Origin of the sequence: Mycobacterium sp. pUA109 (assembly GCF_041287095.1) — a bacterium.
Classification (GTDB): Bacteria; Actinomycetota; Actinomycetes; order Mycobacteriales; family Mycobacteriaceae; genus Mycobacterium.
The window spans coordinates 209,795-226,178 of the sequence record NZ_JBGGKS010000003.1 but is presented as its reverse complement, the minus strand read 5'-3'; the positions used below and the strand labels follow the sequence as shown (position 1 = coordinate 226,178).

16 protein-coding genes are annotated in these 16,384 nt (G+C 68.7%); 6 read left to right on the top strand and 10 right to left on the bottom strand.

Annotation, left to right across the window (positions count from 1 at the left end; translation table 11 throughout):
* Positions 1-4: 4 nt before the first annotated feature.
* The 9 genes from ACAG26_RS05045 to ACAG26_RS05005 all read right to left on the bottom strand — a co-directional run bounded on the left by ACAG26_RS05045 (position 5) and on the right by ACAG26_RS05005 (position 8,754).
* Entirely contained in the window at positions 5-1,165 is a 1,161-nt protein-coding gene (locus ACAG26_RS05045; RefSeq protein ID WP_370480140.1) for an MCE family protein, read from the bottom strand.
* Positions 1,162-2,511, bottom strand: a complete 1,350-nt coding sequence (locus tag ACAG26_RS05040) for an MCE family protein (protein ID WP_370480138.1) — start codon at positions 2,509-2,511, stop codon at positions 1,162-1,164. Before ACAG26_RS05040 ends, ACAG26_RS05045 begins: the two co-directional genes overlap by 4 nt.
* Positions 2,508-3,578 (bottom strand): virulence factor Mce family protein, encoded by a 1,071-nt coding sequence (locus tag ACAG26_RS05035; protein WP_370480390.1) that lies wholly within the window; start codon positions 3,576-3,578, stop codon positions 2,508-2,510. Before ACAG26_RS05035 ends, ACAG26_RS05040 begins: the two co-directional genes overlap by 4 nt.
* A complete protein-coding gene (locus tag ACAG26_RS05030; RefSeq protein WP_370480135.1) occupies positions 3,565-4,602 on the bottom strand; it encodes an MCE family protein in 1,038 nt (345 codons plus the stop codon). Before ACAG26_RS05030 ends, ACAG26_RS05035 begins: the two co-directional genes overlap by 14 nt.
* On the bottom strand, positions 4,602-5,801 hold the full coding sequence (locus ACAG26_RS05025) for an MCE family protein (protein WP_370480133.1): 1,200 nt from the start codon (positions 5,799-5,801) through the stop codon (positions 4,602-4,604). Before ACAG26_RS05025 ends, ACAG26_RS05030 begins: the two co-directional genes overlap by 1 nt.
* Positions 5,802-5,815: 14 nt before the next feature.
* Positions 5,816-6,658 carry an MlaE family ABC transporter permease gene (locus ACAG26_RS05020; protein ID WP_370480130.1) on the bottom strand — a complete coding sequence of 281 codons (843 nt, stop codon included), beginning with the start codon at positions 6,656-6,658 and terminating at the stop codon, positions 5,816-5,818.
* 7 nt (positions 6,659-6,665) lie between these two features.
* The gene (locus ACAG26_RS05015) at positions 6,666-7,430 is read right to left on the bottom strand and encodes an ABC transporter permease (protein ID WP_071021275.1); all 765 of its coding nucleotides are present in this window, start codon (positions 7,428-7,430) and stop codon (positions 6,666-6,668) included.
* A 208-nt stretch (positions 7,431-7,638) separates the two neighbouring features.
* Positions 7,639-8,547, bottom strand: coding sequence for a 3-oxoacyl-ACP reductase (locus ACAG26_RS05010; protein WP_370480127.1), 909 nt, complete (start codon positions 8,545-8,547; stop codon positions 7,639-7,641).
* A 15-nt stretch (positions 8,548-8,562) separates the two neighbouring features.
* Positions 8,563-8,754: a ferredoxin gene (locus tag ACAG26_RS05005; protein WP_071021281.1), complete on the bottom strand. Its 192-nt coding sequence runs from the start codon at positions 8,752-8,754 to the stop codon at positions 8,563-8,565.
* Between the two features lie 149 nt (positions 8,755-8,903).
* On the opposite strand from ACAG26_RS05005, the gene ACAG26_RS05000 reads away from it, so the two are divergent.
* The 6 genes from ACAG26_RS05000 (at position 8,904) to ACAG26_RS04975 (ending at position 14,812) form a co-directional block, all read left to right on the top strand.
* Positions 8,904-10,082 carry an acyl-CoA dehydrogenase family protein gene (locus tag ACAG26_RS05000; RefSeq protein ID WP_370480124.1) on the top strand — a complete coding sequence of 393 codons (1,179 nt, stop codon included), beginning with the start codon at positions 8,904-8,906 and terminating at the stop codon, positions 10,080-10,082.
* Between the two features lie 21 nt (positions 10,083-10,103).
* Positions 10,104-11,201, top strand: a complete 1,098-nt coding sequence (locus tag ACAG26_RS04995; RefSeq protein WP_370480121.1) for an acyl-CoA dehydrogenase family protein — start codon at positions 10,104-10,106, stop codon at positions 11,199-11,201.
* Positions 11,198-12,715 (top strand): long-chain-fatty-acid--CoA ligase FadD17, encoded by a 1,518-nt coding sequence (gene fadD17, locus ACAG26_RS04990; protein WP_370480119.1) that lies wholly within the window; start codon positions 11,198-11,200, stop codon positions 12,713-12,715. Before ACAG26_RS04995 ends, fadD17 begins: the two co-directional genes overlap by 4 nt.
* Positions 12,716-12,920: 205 nt before the next feature.
* Positions 12,921-13,406, top strand: coding sequence for a hypothetical protein (locus ACAG26_RS04985; protein WP_370480117.1), 486 nt, complete (start codon positions 12,921-12,923; stop codon positions 13,404-13,406).
* A 123-nt stretch (positions 13,407-13,529) separates the two neighbouring features.
* Positions 13,530-13,976, top strand: a complete 447-nt coding sequence (locus ACAG26_RS04980) for a 4-oxalocrotonate tautomerase family protein (protein WP_370480114.1) — start codon at positions 13,530-13,532, stop codon at positions 13,974-13,976.
* Positions 13,977-14,023: 47 nt separating this feature from the next.
* Entirely contained in the window at positions 14,024-14,812 is a 789-nt protein-coding gene (locus tag ACAG26_RS04975; protein ID WP_370480112.1) for a hypothetical protein, read from the top strand.
* On the opposite strand, the gene ACAG26_RS04970 is transcribed toward ACAG26_RS04975, so the two are convergent.
* Positions 14,809-16,365 (bottom strand): acetolactate synthase large subunit, encoded by a 1,557-nt coding sequence (locus ACAG26_RS04970; protein ID WP_370480110.1) that lies wholly within the window; start codon positions 16,363-16,365, stop codon positions 14,809-14,811. The two genes, ACAG26_RS04975 and ACAG26_RS04970, sit on opposite strands and share 4 nt — an antisense overlap.
* Between the last annotated feature and the right edge of the window lie 19 nt (positions 16,366-16,384).

The window sequence follows — 16,384 nt, the reverse complement described above, 5'->3', positions numbered from 1 at the left end:
AGCGTTACCTCCCCTGTCCCGCGGCCGTGCCCGGCGGGATCTTGAACGGGTCGGCGGCCTGCCCGGACAGGTTGGCCATCTGACCGATCAAAAAGTCCGGCGGGTTGAGGATCTCGTCCATGTGCTGCATGTTCGGGTCGAATGCGCCGGTGGTGAACACGGTTTCACCGAGCCGGCGCAGGGTCAGGTCGAAGGTGACGAACACGTTGAGGAAGTCGCCGCGCACCGCGTTTTTGATGTATTTGCCGACGAACGGGAAGGTCGTGATCAGCGGCAGCGCCGACACCAGATCGTTGGCGTGGTCGGCGAACGCCTTGATGACCGGGTAGAGGTCTTTGAAATCGGCGGCGAAGTCGTCCTTGGTCTGCGCGAGGACCCGCGACGCCACGGTCGCCAGGCTGCCCAACGCCGCGAACGCGTCGACGATGTTGGTGCGGTTGTCGTTGAGCACCTTCAGCGCGCCGGGCAGCGACTCGAGTGTGGCCCCGAGGCGTTCAGCGTTGCGGGCCAACACTTCTGCGGCGCGGTTCAACCCGTCGGCGGTGGCGATGATGTCGGCGGTCTGCCGGTCCAGCGAGCCGGTCAACTCGGCCAGCCGCGGGATCAGGCCGGCGAAGCTGCCGGCCCGGTTGGCCACCGCGGCGTAGGCCTCGTCGGTGATGTCCTGCAACGCACCGAGGTTCCCCTTGTTGACCACCACGCCCAGCGACGACAGCACTTCCTCGGTGGTGGGGTAGCGGCCGGTGCGAGCCACCGGGATCGTGGCCCCGTTGCCGAGCCGGCCGCTGGCCGGCTGGTCCTGCGGTGCGGCCAGCTCAACGTGCTGGGACCCCAGCAGTGAGGTCTGCGCGACGCGCGCGGTGGCGTTGGCCGGCAACCGCACGTTGGGGTCCAACGCCAGCTGGACCGCGGCGTAGAAGGTGCCGTCCGGGCGCTGCACCGCGTCGATACCCGAGACGCTGCCGACGGTGACGTCGTCGACCATCACCGGCGAGTTCTGCGGCAGGGTCGCCACATCGGGCAGTTCCACGGTCACGGTGTAGGAGCCTTTGCCGTGCCCGGCGGTGCCGGGCATGTTCAGCGAGTTCAGGCCGCCGAACTGGCAGCCCGCCAGCAGCACGGTTCCCGCGCCGATCGCGCCGGCCCGCAACGCGATCCGCCTCATCGGCCACCCCCCTGCGCCTGCGGCGCCGCCGGGGCGGGGCCGGGCGGTCGGCCGAGCTGGCCGGGGGCCGGCGGCGGCAGGAACAACGCCGCCACATCGTCGGGGTTCGGTGGGGTCACCCCGGGGGCCGGCTGCCACTGCAGATACGGCAGCGGAGTCTGCGCCTTGGCCTCGGTTTCCGGGGTGTCGTAGATGATCTGGCCCTTATACGCGGTGATGCTGTTGACCGGGTGGAACAGCAGCGGCGGGAAATTCATCGCCCAGCGCCGCATCACCGGCCCCATCCGTTCCTTGCAGATCTCGGCCCGTTTGAAGTTGTCCGGGTTAGAGCCGACATCGAAAGTGCCGCCGCAGATGAACTGCACCGGGTTGCCGAAGTCGGGCAGCGACAGCACCCCGGACACGGTGCCCTGCGCGGGCTCGTAGATGTTGTAGAAGTTGGCCAGACCGTTGGGTGTCACGTGCAGCACCTGCTCGAGGTCGTCGTGCTGATCGGACAGGATCTTGGTGAAATCGGCCAGCTTGTTGACCTGCGCGACCAACACGTCGTTGTTGTCGTGCAGGAAGTCACGCACGTCGGACAACGCCTGGTTCAGCGTGCCCAAGGTGGTGTCCAACCCGGTCGACGCGTCGGCCAGCACCTGCGACACCGAAGCGACATGGTCGGAGAACTGCACGATCTGTTCGTTGCTCGACGACAACGCATCCACCAGCACCTGCAGGTTCTTCACGGTCCCGAACAGGTCGGTGCGCGAATCGCCGAGCCGACCGGCGGTCGCCGACAGTTCGCGCAACGCGTTCCGGAAGGAGTCGCCGTTGCCGTCGAAGGTGTCGGCGGCCTGGTTGACGAACCCGCTCAGCGGCCCCTGCAGATCGGCGCCCTGCGGGCCCAGCTTCGCGCTGAGCTGGGTCAGCTGGTCTTTGACCTCATCCCATTCCACCGGAACCCCGGTGCGGTCCAGCCCGATCGAGGCGTGGTCGGCCAGGGTGGGCCCACCGGTGTAGGCCGGCGTGAATTGGATGTAGCGGGCCGACACGATGTTGGGGGCCACGATGATTGCGCCCGCGTCGGCCGGCAGCGGCACATCGCGGCGCACCGTCATGGTGATCTTGACGTCGGTGGCGCGGGGTTCGATGGCGTCGATGCGGCCGACCGGCACCCCCACCACCCGGACCTCGTCGCCGGGATACAGCCCCACCGCCGAGGTGAAGTACCCGGTGACCTGGTACCCGGTGCGGGACGGCCAGATGACGTACACACCGGCCGCGACCAGCGCGGCCAGCGCCACCGCCAGGGTCCGCCGCAACGCCCGGTGCCGGGTGCGGAACACGGAGAAGACGGTCATGGTGACTTCGGCCTAATGATCAGGCGCTCGGCGATGTAGCCGCGCAGCATGTCGGCCAGGCTGTCCGGCAGCTTGCCGGGCTGGAAGTAGGAGTCCAGCAGCACTTCGGCCATGGTGGCCGGCGGCAGCCCGTACAGGTTGATCTGGAAGCCGGGCGCCGAACCGACCACCTCACCCAGGGCGGTGGCGTAGCCGGGCAGCCGTTTCAGCGCGCCGCTGATCCGCTCCCGGCGGTCAATGAGGTTGTCCAGCACCGAGTTCAGCTTGGTCAGGGCCGGACCGATCTCCCGGCGGTTGTCCGCGACGAGCCCGGACAGCTGGGTTGACACGTCGTCGATGCCGCCGATCAGGCTGCTCAGCGCCTGCCGGCGTTGATCCAGCGCGGCGAACAGCTGGTTGCCGTCGACCACCAGCTGGTTGACCTGGTTGGCCCGTCGGTTGAGCACTGCGGTGACCGATTTGGCGTGCGCGAGCAGTTCCTGCAAGGCCTGGTCGCGGCGGTTGATGCTGCGCGACAGCGCGGCCACACCGTCGAGCGCACCGCGCAGCTGCGGGGTGGCGTCGCGCAGCGAGTCGGTGAGCGTGGTCAACGCCAACTCCAGCTGCGGCTTGTCCAGGGCGCTGGCGTTGCCGCCGAGGTCTTGCAGCGCGTTGTTCAGGGTGTAGGGCGTGGTGGTCCGGGCCAACGGGATGTCGGTCGCCGAGCCCGACCCGCCCGGGGTGATCGCCAGCGATTTCTCCCCCAGCACGGTGTCGGTCCGGATCGCGGCCAGCGACTGGTCACCGACCCGGATGGTGCGGTTGACGGTGAAGGTCACCTTGGCGCTGGCCCCGGCCAACGACACCGATTTCACCGCCCCGACCCGGATGCCGGAGACGGTGACGTCGTTGCCGGGAATGACGCCGCCGGCGTCGCCGAAGTACGCGTGGTAGGTCTTGCCCTGCGGCCAAAACGGCAGGCTGGTGTAGCCGAACGCCACCAGCACCAGGCAGGCCACCAGGACGATGCCGAAGATGCCGGTGCGGACCGCGGGGTCAAGAGGCTTGGCGTGGTTAGTCCTTGACAGGAGAACACCTCCCCTTGGACGGGTCGGCAGGGCCGCCGAACGGGATCAAAATGTCGCTGCCGGCCGGCCCGTTGATCTTGATCCGGATCGAGCAGTAGTAGATGTTGAAGAATGACCCGTAGGCGCCAAGAGCGTTGAGCCGCAGGTAGTTCTCCTCCAGCGGGTCGATGACCTCGTTGACTTCCTTTTGCCGCGAGTCCAATTCGGTCGCCACCGGCCGGACGTTTTCCAGCACCCCCTGCAGCGGGCGCCGCGACTTCTGCAACATGTCGGTCAGGTCGGTTTCGGCCGACGCCAGCGGGCCGATCGCCCCGGCGATGGGATCGCGGCCCTGCGCCAGCCCGCTGATCAGCTGCTGCAGCTGGTCGACGCTGGCGTCGAACTGCGCGCCCTTGGCGTCGATGGTGCCCAGCACGGTGTTGAGGTTGGTGATGACGTCGCCGATCAACTGGTCACGGGCCGCCAGGTTCTGGGTGAATGCGCTGGTGGACGACAGCATCTCCGACAGCGCGCCGCCCTGGCCCTGCAGCAGCTCGACGATCGCGCCGCTGACCTGGTTGACCTTGTTGCCGTCCAGGCCCTTGAGCACCGGACGCAGCCCGCCCAGCAGCGCGTCGAGATCCAGCGCCGGCTGGGTGTGCTCGCGGTTGATGGTGCCACCCGGGGGCAGCTTGCGCAGGTCGCCCGGGCCGGACGCGATCTCCAAATACCGGTCGCCGACCAGGTTTTCGTAGCGCACCAACGCCCGTGTCGAGGTGTACAGCTGGTAGCGCTTGTTGACGTCGAAGGTGACGTTGACGCTGTTATCGGGGGTCAGCTCCACCGATTTCACGGTGCCCACCGGGATCCCGGCGATCCGCACGTCTTGGCCGGCCTTCAGCCGGGAGGCGGTCACGAAGTTGGCGTGGTAGGTGTGGGCGGCGGCGAACCGGAACTCCCCGAACACCACGACCAGGCCGGCCGCCACCACCAGCATGACGGCGGTGAACACGCCGACCTTGATCAGGGTGTTGCGCCCGCCCATCAGTACTCGTCCCGTTCGGCAAAGGCACCGTTGAACAGGAACTGCACCGTCGACGGGGCGTCGAACTGCACCTCGGTGTTGGGCTGGAAGGGGACATAGGCGTTGTCGGTGACCAGGAACGGCGCCCGGTACCAGGACCCGCCGAATTGCTTGCTGGGGATGTCGGGAAGGCCGCGGCAGTTCGGTCCGCCCGACGCGTTGACGATCGGCAGGCTCTCCGGGTAGGTGTAGGCCGGCGCCCCCGGAATGAAGTTCGACGAGACGAACAGGCCCGGTTTGGTGCCACCGATCACCGGCCCGAAGGTTTGCGCGGCCGACACCATCGCCTTGAGTAAACAGCCGTACTCCGGTGAGTAGTCGGCCAGCACCTTGGCCGGTGCCCGGAACCGCTGGATCGCGGCGATGTAGTCGTCGGCGGCCGGGGCCAAGGTGTCGTAGCCGTTGTGCGCCAAGCCGGTCGCGGCGAGCAGCGTCGCGTTCAGATCGTCGCGTTCGTCGACGAGGGCCTTGCTGATGGTGGGCGCGTTGTCGATGATCCGGGACAGGTCCGGGGCCGCGGCGGCGTAGATGTCGCCCACCGCCGCCGCCTTGGTGAAGTCGGAGTGCAGGGTGGGCAGCTTGGGGTTCAGCTGCATCAGGTAGCTGTTCAGCCCGGCCAGGGTCGCACCCAAATCGTCGCCGTGGCCGCGCATCCCTTCGGCCAGCGCGCTCAGCGTGCCGTTCAGGTGCACCGGGTCGACCTTGTCCAGCACGTTAGTCAGGGTTTGAAACAGGGTGTTGACTTCCAGCTGCACCGAGGAGGCCGCCACCTGGGCGCCGCCGTGCAGCGACTTGCCCGACGGCTGGTCGGGCGGCACGAACTCCACCGACTTGGCACCGAAGATGGTGTTGCCGGCGATCCGCACGATGGCGTTGTCGGGGATGTAGTGCAACTCCTTGGTGTCGATGGCCAGGGTCAGCTTGGCTTGTTCACCTTGGTAGTCGATCGATTTGACCTTGCCGACCTGGATGCCGAGGTATTTGACCTTGGCGTCGCGTTCCATCACCAGGCCGGCGCGCGGTGAGGTCACCGTCACCGGTTTGGCCGAGGTGAAGGCCGCGGTGTAGGCCAGGTAGGTGAACACCGCCGCGGCCACGATCAAGCTCGCCAGCACGGCGGCGGCGATCCTGACATGGGTGCGCTTCGCGTCGGTCTCCATCGTGCCTGCCCGCGCTACCCGGAGAGGTTGAAATTGCCGGACCCGCCGTAGACGGCGAGCGAGATGAACAAGGTGATGACGACGACCACCACCAGCGAGGTGCGCACCGACTGGCCGACCGCGATGCCCACCCCGACCGGGCCGCCGGCCGCGTTGTAGCCGTAATAGGTGTGCACCAGCATCACCGCGATCGACATCACGATCGCCTGCAGGAACGACCACAGCAGGTCGGTGGGGATCAGGAAGGTGTCGAAGTAATGGTCGTAGAGGCCCGCGGACTGCCCGTTGATGAACACGGTGGTGAACCGGGCCGCGAAGAACGCGGCCAGCACCGACAGCGAGTACAGCGGGATGATCCCGATCAGCCCGGCGATCAGCCGGGTCGACACCAGGTAGGACACCGAGTGCACCGCCATCACTTCGACGGCGTCGATCTCCTCGGCGACCCGCATGGCCCCGAGTTGGGCGGTCGCCCCGGCGCCGATGGTGGCGGCCAACGCGATGCCGGCGATCACCGGGGCGACGATGCGCACGTTGAGGAACGCTGAGAGGAACCCGGTCAACGCTTCGATACCGATGTTGCCCAGCGACGAGTAGCCCTGCACGGCGATCACCCCGCCGGAGGCCAGGGTCAAGAAGGTGGCCACGCCGACCGTGCCGCCGATCATCACCAGCGCGCCGGTGCCCATCGTCATCTCGGCGATCAGCCGCACCGTTTCCCGGCGGTAGCGGGTGAGCGCGTTGGGGATGTAGCGCATCGACTGCCCGTAGAACAGGGCTTGTTCGCCGAAGCTGTCGACGGCCCGGGGCACCCCGCGGAACAGGCGACGGAACCGCAGCGTCGCGTCGTAGCTCATCGGCGGCTCACCGTACCAACACCCGCACGCCGATCGCGGTCATGATGACGTTGATCACGAACAAACAGATGAACGCGTAGACGACGGTCTCGTTGACGGCGTTGCCGACCCCCTTGGGGCCGCCCTTGACGGTCAGGCCGCGGTAGCAGCCGACCAGCCCGGCGACGGTGCCGAACAGCAACGCCTTGATCTCGGCCAGCACCAGCTCGCCCAGGCCGGTCAGCACGGTCAGCCCGTTGATGAACGAACCCGGGTTGACCCCCTGCAAAAACACCGAGAACACGTAGCCGCCGGTCAGGCCGATCGCGCACACCAACCCGTTGAGCAGCAGCGCGGTGAAGGTGGACGCCAGCACCCGTGGCACGACCAGCCGCTGGATGGGGTCGATGCCCAGCACCCGCATCGCGTCGATTTCTTCGCGGATGGTGCGGGCCCCCAGGTCGGCGCAGATGGCGGTGGCCCCGGCGCCGGCCACCACCAGCACCGTCACCACCGGACCCAGCTGGGTGATGGTGCCGAACGCGGTTCCGGCGCCGGACAAGTCGGCGGCACCGATCTCCCGCAACAGGATGTTGAGGGTGAACGCCACCAGCACGGTAAACGGGATCGCGACCAACAGCGTCGGCACCAGCGACACCCGCGCGATCATCCAGGTCTGGTCGAGAAATTCGCGGAATTGGAACGGCCGCCGGAAGATACCGCGGAGGGTCTCCAAGGACATCTCGACGAATCCGCCCACGGCCCGCGCTGGAACCGTGAGCTGCTCAATCAACCTCGGTTCCCTTCTCGGTGTTGCGCTGGAACTCAGCCTTAGCGAAACCCGTACTGTCCCACGGGTGTGACGCCCGTCTCCGTGAGCCGGCTCATCGTAACTAGAACACGTTCGCAGTGTCAAAGAACTGCGAAAATGGACAAAACATCACCGTTTGTCCAGGTCAGACCCGGTTGTGACGCAGGTCATGATGAAACAAGTTCTAGTGTTAGGTCTCCATCAGCCCGGTCGCCGAGAACCCGAGCGCCGGATCCCGGTCGGCGAAGTAGCCGTGCAGGGTGGTGGACAGCTCGGCCGGATCCCACGCCGGGGCGTCGGTGGCGAACTGGTGTTCCACGGTGGGCGCCGCCACCAGGGTGACCTGCGGGCCGTAGACGATGAACAGCTGACCGTTGACCGGCGCGGCGGCCGGGGAGGCCAGGAACGACACCAGGGTGACCACGTGCTCCGGGGACAGCGGGTCGATGTCGGTGTCGCCGGGGGCGTCGCCGAACACGTCGGCGGTCATCGCGGTGCGCGCCCGCGGCGCGATCGCGTTGGCGCACACCCCGTAGCGGCCCAGCGCCCGCGACGCCGACAGCGTCAACGCGGTGATGCCGGCCTTGGCCGCCCCGTAGTTGGCCTGGCCCACCGGCCCCACCAGCCCGGCCTCCGACGAGGTGTTGATGATCCGCCCGTAAACCGACCCGTCGCCCGCTTTGGCCTTGGACCGCCAGTACACGGCGGCGTTGCGGGTCAGCAGGAAATGGCCGCGCAGGTGCACGGCGATGACCGCGTCCCATTCGTCGTCGGACATGTTGAACAGCATCCGGTCGCGGGTGATGCCGGCGTTGTTGACCACGATGCTCAGCCCGCCCAGCCCGTCGGCCGTGCTGACCAGTTCGTCGGCGGTGGTGCGCTGGCTGATGTCGCCGGCCACCGCGACGCCCTTGGCGCCCGCGGCGGCGATTTCGTCGAGCACGTCGGAGGCGTCCAGGGCCTTGGCGATGTCGTTGACGACGACGGTGGCGCCGGAGCGGGCCAGTCCGATGGCCTCGGCGCGGCCCAGTCCCGCGGCCGCACCGGTCACCACCGCGACCTTGCCGGACAGATCGGTCGCGTTGCTGTTCTCAGTCATGTTTTACGAATACCTCTAGTCTTTGCGGATCAGGGCGGCCCGGGGACATTCGTCGACGGCCTGCTGGGCGTGGGCTTCCTTGTCGGCCGGGATCGGCGCGACCTTGACGACGGCGTAGTCGTTGTCGTCGAGTTCGAACAGGTCCGGGTCGATTCCCACACACACGGCGTTACCCTCACACCGGTCGAGGTCCACTTCCACTCGCATAACAACCTCCTTGCGTCGAGGGGTTTAGACGGCCGGTCGGATGACCACCACAATACGAGCAGCGGTGCCACCGGAACCGTCGGCCTGGACCCACAGACTAGAACGTGTTACAAGAGATGGCGAATGGGTAGCCGAGGAGGATGACGCGAATGCGGATCAGTTACACCCCTGAGCAGGAGGAGCTGCGTCGCGAACTGCGGTCGTACTTCACTGCGCTCATGACACCGGAGCGGCGGGAAGCGCTGAGTTCCACCCAGGGCGAATACGGCACCGGCAACGTCTACCGGGAGACCGTCGCGCAGATGGGTCACGACGGTTGGCTGACGCTGAGCTGGCCGAAGGAGTACGGCGGGCAGGCGCGCTCGGCGATGGATCAGCTGATCTTCACCGACGAGGCCGCGATCGCCGGAGCCCCGGTGCCGTTTTTGACCATCAACAGCGTCGCGCCGACCATCATGGCGTTCGGCACCGAAGAGCAGAAGAAGTTCTACCTGCCCCAGATCGCCTCCGGTGAGCTGCACTTTTCGATCGGATACTCCGAGCCCGGCGCCGGCACCGACCTGGCCGCGCTGCGCACCACCGCGGTGCGCGACGGCGACGACTACGTGGTCAACGGCCAGAAGATGTGGACGTCGCTGATCCAGTACGCCGACTACGTCTGGCTGGCGGTGCGCACCAACCCGGAAGCCAAGAAGCACCGCGGCATTTCGATGCTGATCGTGCCGACCACCGCGGAAGGTTTCTCCTGGACGGCGGTGCACACCATGGCCGGCCCGGACACCAGCGCCACCTACTACCAAGATGTGCGGGTGCCGGTGACCAACCTGGTCGGCGAGGAGAACGCCGGCTGGAAACTGGTCACCAACCAGCTCAACCACGAGCGGGTGGCGCTGGTGTCGGCGCAGCCGATCTTCGTGGCGCTCGACCAGGTCCGCGAGTGGGCGCAAAACACCAAGAACGCCCGCGGCGCCCGGATCATCGACTCCGAATGGGTGCAGCTCAACCTGGCCCGGGTGCACGCCAAGGCCGAGGTGCTCAAGCTGATCAACTGGGAGCTGGCGTCCGCGTCCGACGCCGCCCCGTCGCCGGCGGACGCCTCGGCGGCCAAGGTGTTCGGCACCGAGCTGGCCACCGAGGCCTACCGGCTGCTGATGGAGGTGTTGGGCACCGCGGCCACGCTGCGGCAGGACTCGCCGGGCGCGCTGCTGCGCGGCCGGGTGGAGCGGATGCACCGGGCGTGTTTGATCCTGACCTTCGGCGGCGGCACCAATGAGGTGCAGCGCGACATCATCTCCATGGTGGCCCTGGGCCTACCCCGTAGCCGCTGACCTGACTGACAAGGACTTTTCATGGACTTCACCAACACCGAAGCGGCGCAGGACCTGTCCGGTCTGGTCGGCACCATCGTCGACGCGGTGTGCACCGCCGAGCACCAGCGCGAGCTGGACGGGCTCGAGCAGCGCTTCGACCAGCAGCTGTGGCGCAAGCTGATCGACGCCGACATTCTGTCCACCGCGGCACCGGAGTCGCTGGGCGGCGGCGGTTTTGGCGTGCTGGAGCAGACCGCGGTGCTGACCGCGCTGGGCCGCCAACTGGCCGCGGTGCCGTATCTGGATTCGGTGGTGCTGGCCGCCGGTGCGCTGGCCCGCTTCGGGTCCCCCGAGTTGCAGCAGGGCTGGGGCGCGGCGGCGGTGGCCGGCGAGAAGATCCTCGCCGTCGCGCTGGACGGCGAGATGGGCCAGGGCCCGGTGCAGGCCACCGAGTCCGGTGACGGCTACCGGCTCACCGGCACCCGCACCCAGGTCGGCTACGCACCGCTGGCCGACGCATTCCTGGTGCCCGCCGACACCGGGTCGGGCACCGCGGTGTTCCTGGTGGCCGCCGACGACCCGGGTGTCACGGTGACCGCGCTGGAGACCACCGGGCTGGGCAGCGTCGGGCATCTGGAGTTGGCCGGGGTGCCGCTGGACGGCGCCCGGCGGGTCGGCGGCGACGACGCCGTCGGTTGGACGACGACGCTGAGCACGTTGGGCCGCAGCGCGTTTCAACTCGGCGTGCTGGAGCGGGGGCTGGCGATGACCGCCGAATACGCTCGGGAACGGGAGCAGTTCGACCGGCCGATCGGCAGCTTCCAGGCGGTGGCGCAGCGGCTGGCCGACGGCTACATCGACATCAAGGGACTGCGGCTGACCCTCACCCAGGCGGCCTGGCGGGTGTCGGAGGATTTGCCGGCCGACACCGAGGTGGCCACCGCCGCGTTCTGGGCCGCCGACGCCGGGCACCGGGTCGCGCACACCATCGTGCACGTGCACGGCGGCGTCGGCATCGACGTCGACCATCCGGTGCACCGCTACTTTTTGGCGGCCAAGCAGACCGAGTTCGCCGTGGGCGGCGCCACCGGGGCGCTGCTGGCGATCGGCCGCGAATTGGCCGACACCCCGGCTTGACGGTCGTTGTGCCCGAGCTTCCCACCGTCACGCAGCTGCTGGCCCCGCTGACCGAGGTCGACGACCGGGGCGTCTACTTCGAGGACGCCTTCACCGGCTGGCGGGACCACCTGCGGCAGGCCGCGGTGATCGCGGCGGCGCTGCGGGCCCGGCTGAACCCCGACCGCCCCCCGCATGTCGGGGTGCTGCTGGAAAACACGCCGTTCTTCTCCGCGCTGCTGGCCGCGGCCGGGCTGTACGGCATCGTGCCGGTGGGCCTCAACCCGGTGCGCCGCGGTCCCGCGCTGGCCCGCGACATCGACCGCGCCGACTGCCAAGTGGTGCTGGCCGACGCGACATCGGCGGCGACACTGGGCGAGATCGCGCACATCAACGTCGACTCCGCGGCCTGGGCCGACGAGCTGGCCGGGCACGCCGACGCCGCCCCGCCGGTGGTGCCCGCCGCGCCCGACGACCTATTCATGCTGATCTTCACCTCGGGCACCAGCGGGGAACCGAAGGCGGTCAAGTGCAGCCACGGCAAGGTCGCGATCGCCGGGGTGACGATGACGCAGCGGTTCGACCTGGGCGCCGACGACGTCTGCTACGTGTCGATGCCGCTGTTCCACTCCAATGCGGTGCTGGTGGGCTGGGCGGTCGCGCTGGCGTGCGGTGGCTCGATGGTGTTGCGCCGCAAGTTCTCCGCGTCCGGCTTCCTGCCCGATATTCGCCGCTACCGGGCGACCTACGCCAACTACGTCGGCAAACCGTTGTCGTACGTGCTGGCCACCCCCGAGCACCCCGATGATGCGGACAATCCGCTGAAAGCGGTGTACGGCAACGAAGGTGCGGCCGCCGACGTGGAACGCTTCGCCCGCCGGTTCGGCTGCGTGGCGATGGACGGCTACGGGTCCACCGAGGGCGGGGTGGCGATCAGCCACACCCCCGACACCCCGGCCGGGGCGCTGGGGCCGCTGCCCGAGGGCATCGCCATCCTGGACGTCGACACCGGCGAACCCTGCCCCGCCGGGGTGGTCGGCGAGCTGGTCAACGTTGCCGGCGCCGGGCGGTTCGAGGGCTACTACAACGACCCGGCCGCCGAGGCCGAGCGGATGGCCGGCGGGGTGTATCACAGCGGCGATCTGGCCTACCGCGACGACGCCGGGTACGTGTATTTCGCCGGTCGGCTGGGCGACTGGATGCGGGTGGACGGCGAGAACCTCGGCACCGCGCCCATCGAGCGGGTGTTGTTGCGGCACACCGCCGTCACCGAAGTCGCGGTGTATCCCATCCCGGACCCGGCGGTGGGCGATCAGGTGATGGCCGCGCTGGTGTTAGCCGACGGGGCCGCCGCGTTCTCTGTCGACGAGTTCCGCGGGTTTCTGGCCGCGCAGCCCGACCTGGGGCCCAAGCAGTGGCCGTCGTTCGTGCGGGTGGCCGCCGCGCTGCCACGCACCGAAACCTTCAAGGTGCTCAAACGCACGTTGGCGGCCGAGGGCACCGACTGCGCCGATCCGGTGTTTCGGATCCGCTGACTCGGCCCCATTCACAACTTTCGCACCACCAGCGCCTCCGGCCACCGGAAGAGGAGCATGACCCTCTTCCGAAATGCGATAGCGCGGGTGGTATCGGGTGTTCCCGGAAGTGAGGGCAGCCGCGAACGCTCCCCGTGGTGTTGACCGGGTGCGTTCGTCGTCTGGCGCGGCCAGATCCGCAACCGATTAGTTCTACGGTGTCGTCATGACAGAACAGTCACCCCCGATCACGGAGGCACACTATCCCGCGCCGCTGCTCCGTCTGGTCAACCCCATCGTGCGCTTGCTGTTGCGCACGTCCTTCAAGGGCGCGGCGCGCAAGCAACTGATGGTGTTGACCTTCACAGGACGAAAGACAGGCAGGCAGTATTCGATCCCGTTTAGTGCCCACCGGGTCGACAATGATCTCTACGCACTGACCAACGCGCAGTGGAAGCACAACTTCCGTGGAGGCGCGTCCGCTCAGGTCCTCCACGCTGGGAAGACGACCACAATGCACGGTGAGCTAATCGAAGATCGTGCCATCGTCGCGGACCTCTACCGTCGCTCCTTAGAGTCCTACGGCGACAAATTTCCGCAACGCACAATGGGACTGAAGTTCCGTGACCGGCAGTTACCGGCGCTCGAGGATTTCACCGACGCGGTCGGTCGGCTCAATCTGGCTGCCATCCGGTTGACTCCCGGTGTCTGAAGCGGGTCGCGGAGCCGATCGGGCACATCCGGCGTGATGTGACGCGGTGTTACGGCTGACACCGCCTTGATCCTTCGTGACGACGCGGTTGACCAGTGATCTAGTCGTTGTTGGATGGAAGGCATGCCATACCTGCGTCTGACTAGCCCGCCAATTGATGCCGAGCACCGCCGCCGCCTCGCCGCCGAACTGACCGACCTGATCGTGGGGCTGCTGACCCCGCCGCCGAACCGCGGTCGCCCGACCGCAGCGGACATGCGAGCCCGGACAACTGTCCAATTCACCCCGTACGATCCGGACGCGTTTGCCATCGGGGGAGCCATGATGGCGGACAGCGGCGCGCGGGATGTCACAGTGGAATTCAGCGACTGGGGGTTGTCGCTGCGCCGGCAGAAAGTCATCGCCCGCGAGCTGACTGACGTATTGGCCCGGCTGCTCGATGTCGAGGACATAGACGCGGTCAATGTGCGGTTCCACCGTTACCGGCCCCGTGATTTCGCCGTCGGCGGCGTGCTGCTGGCCCAGCGGATACCCGTCGTCGCCCGAGTCGCCAAGCTGCTCGCCAGGTAGGACATGGTGGACCCACCGCCGTTTTAGGGGCCGTGTTCAATAGGGGGATGCCGGCTGACCGTCGACGGTGGCTCGCCATCACAACCGCGGTACTTCTGCTCATCGCGGGGTGCTCCGGCGGCACGGCCCGTGACCCCCTGGCAGGCAGCTTTGCTGAACTGGCCGAAGCCATCCCGGCCACCATCGGTATCGCGTTCGCCCCGGTCGGCGAAAACACCGTCTCACCGCTCGGCGCCTGGTCGAAAGATGTCGCGTGGTCAACGATCAAGGTGCCGTTGGCCCTCGCCGCGTTGCGGGCCGACCGCGCCGCCGCGCAGCCGTTGGCGGTCAAGGCGATCACCGAATCCGACAACGCCGCCGCCGAGCAGCTGTGGTCACAACTGGGCCCGCCGGATCAAGCCGCCCACCGGGTGCAGGACATCCTCCGGGAGACCGGCGATAGCACCACGGTCGTCGAATCCCGCCGGCTGCGGCCCCCGTTCACCGCATTCGGCCAGACGCAGTGGACCCTGGCGCTGCAGGCGCAGTTCGCCGCACACCTGCCCTGCCTGCCCGATGCGGGCCCCGTCGTCGACCTGATGCGCCACCTGATCCCCGAGCAGCGTTGGGGGCTGGCCAGCGGCGGCGACCCGGCCAAGGGCGGCTGGGGGCCCGGCCAGGCCAGCGGGTATCTGGTGCGCCAATTCGGTGTCGTGCCCACCGAAACCGGGCAGGTGGGGGTGGCGTTGGCGGCCGACGCGGCCAGCTACGAGGCGGGCACCGACGCCCTGAACCGGATGGCGCGCTGGGTCACCGCGCACAAGGCCGAGTTGCCGACCGGCCGCTGCGCCGGTTAGCCCAGCAGCGACGGCACCACCGCCTCGATCAGGTGCGGTCCCGGCGTGGCGACGGCGTCGCGCAGCGCATCAGCGAAGTCCTCGGCGGTGCTCGCCGAGCGCGCCGGCACCCCCATGCCCGCGGCGATCTTCACGAAATCCAGACTCGGCCGCGACAAGTCGAGCAGGTCGGCCGCTTTGGGTCCGGGCGCGGCCTCCGCGCCGACGCGCTGCAGCTCGACCCGCAGAATGTCGTAGGCGTTATTGCGGTAGATCACCACGGTGACGTCGAGGTTCTCCCGGGCCAGGGTCCACAGCGCGGAAATCGTGTACATCGCCGACCCGTCGGATTCCAGGCACAGCACCGGCCGATCGGGCGCGGCGACGGCGGCGCCGATCGCGGTGGGGATGCCGTAGCCGATCGCGCCGCCGGTCAGCGACAACCAGTCGTGGGCCGGCGCGCCGGCGGTGGCGGCGGCCAGCGGCAGCCCCGAGGTGTTGGATTCGTCGACGACGATCGCGTGCTCGGGCAGCAGCGCACCGATCACCGCGGCCACCGACACCGAGGTCAGCGGCCCGGTCGGCAGCTCCGGTCGGGAGGCCGCCGCGACGGGCGCGTCGGTGTCCGGCGCCACCACCTCGGCCAACGCGGCCAGCGCGCCGGCCGCACCGGCGGAGTTGGCCAGCAGGTGCACCTGGCAGCCGTCGGGCACCAGGCTGCTGGGCTTGTCCGGGTAGGCGAAGAACGACACCGGCGATTTCGCCCCGGCCAGCACCAGGTGCTGGGCGCCGGCCAACTGGGCGGCGGCGGCCTCGGCGAAGTAGCCGAGCCGGTCCACGGCGGGCACGCCGGCGCCGCGGGCCAGCCGGGTCGGGAACGTTTCGGCGTACCACCGGGCGCCGCTGGCCTGCGCGATCCGGGCGGCCGCCGTCAGCGCGGGACCGCGGGTCGCCGGCCCGCCGACCAGGATCACGGTGGGCTCCCCGGACCGCAGCACCTTGGCCACCTGCGCGACGGCGTCGGTGTCCACCTCGGCGTCGGCCGGTGCCGGCTCGGCGGCGGTGACGGCCGCGGCGCCGGCGGTCCAGGACACGTCGGCGGGCAGGATCAGCGTCGCGACGCAGGCGCCGGCCCGGCTGGCGGCGATGGCCTCGGCGGTGTCGGCCGCCACCTCGGCGGTGGCCCCGGAGCGGCGCACCCAGCCGGACACGCTGCCCGCCACCGCGTCGATATCGGATTCCAGCGGGGCGTCGTATTTCTTGTGGTAAGTGGCGTGGTCGCCGACGACGACCACCATCGGCACCCCGGCCCGGCGGGCGTTGTGCAGGTTGGCCAGCCCGTTGCCCAGCCCCGGCCCCAGATGCAGCAACACCGCCGCGGGCCGCCCGGCGATGCGCGCGTAGCCGTCGGCGGCGCCGGTGGCCACCCCCTCGAACAGGGTCAGCACCCCCCGCATCGCCGGCACCGTGTCCAGGGCGGCCACGAAATGCATCTCCGAGGTGCCGGGGTTGGCGAAGCAGACGTCGACGCCGTGGTCGACCAGGGTGTGGATGAGCGCTTGGGCACCGTTCATTTGCGCTACTCCTCCTCGT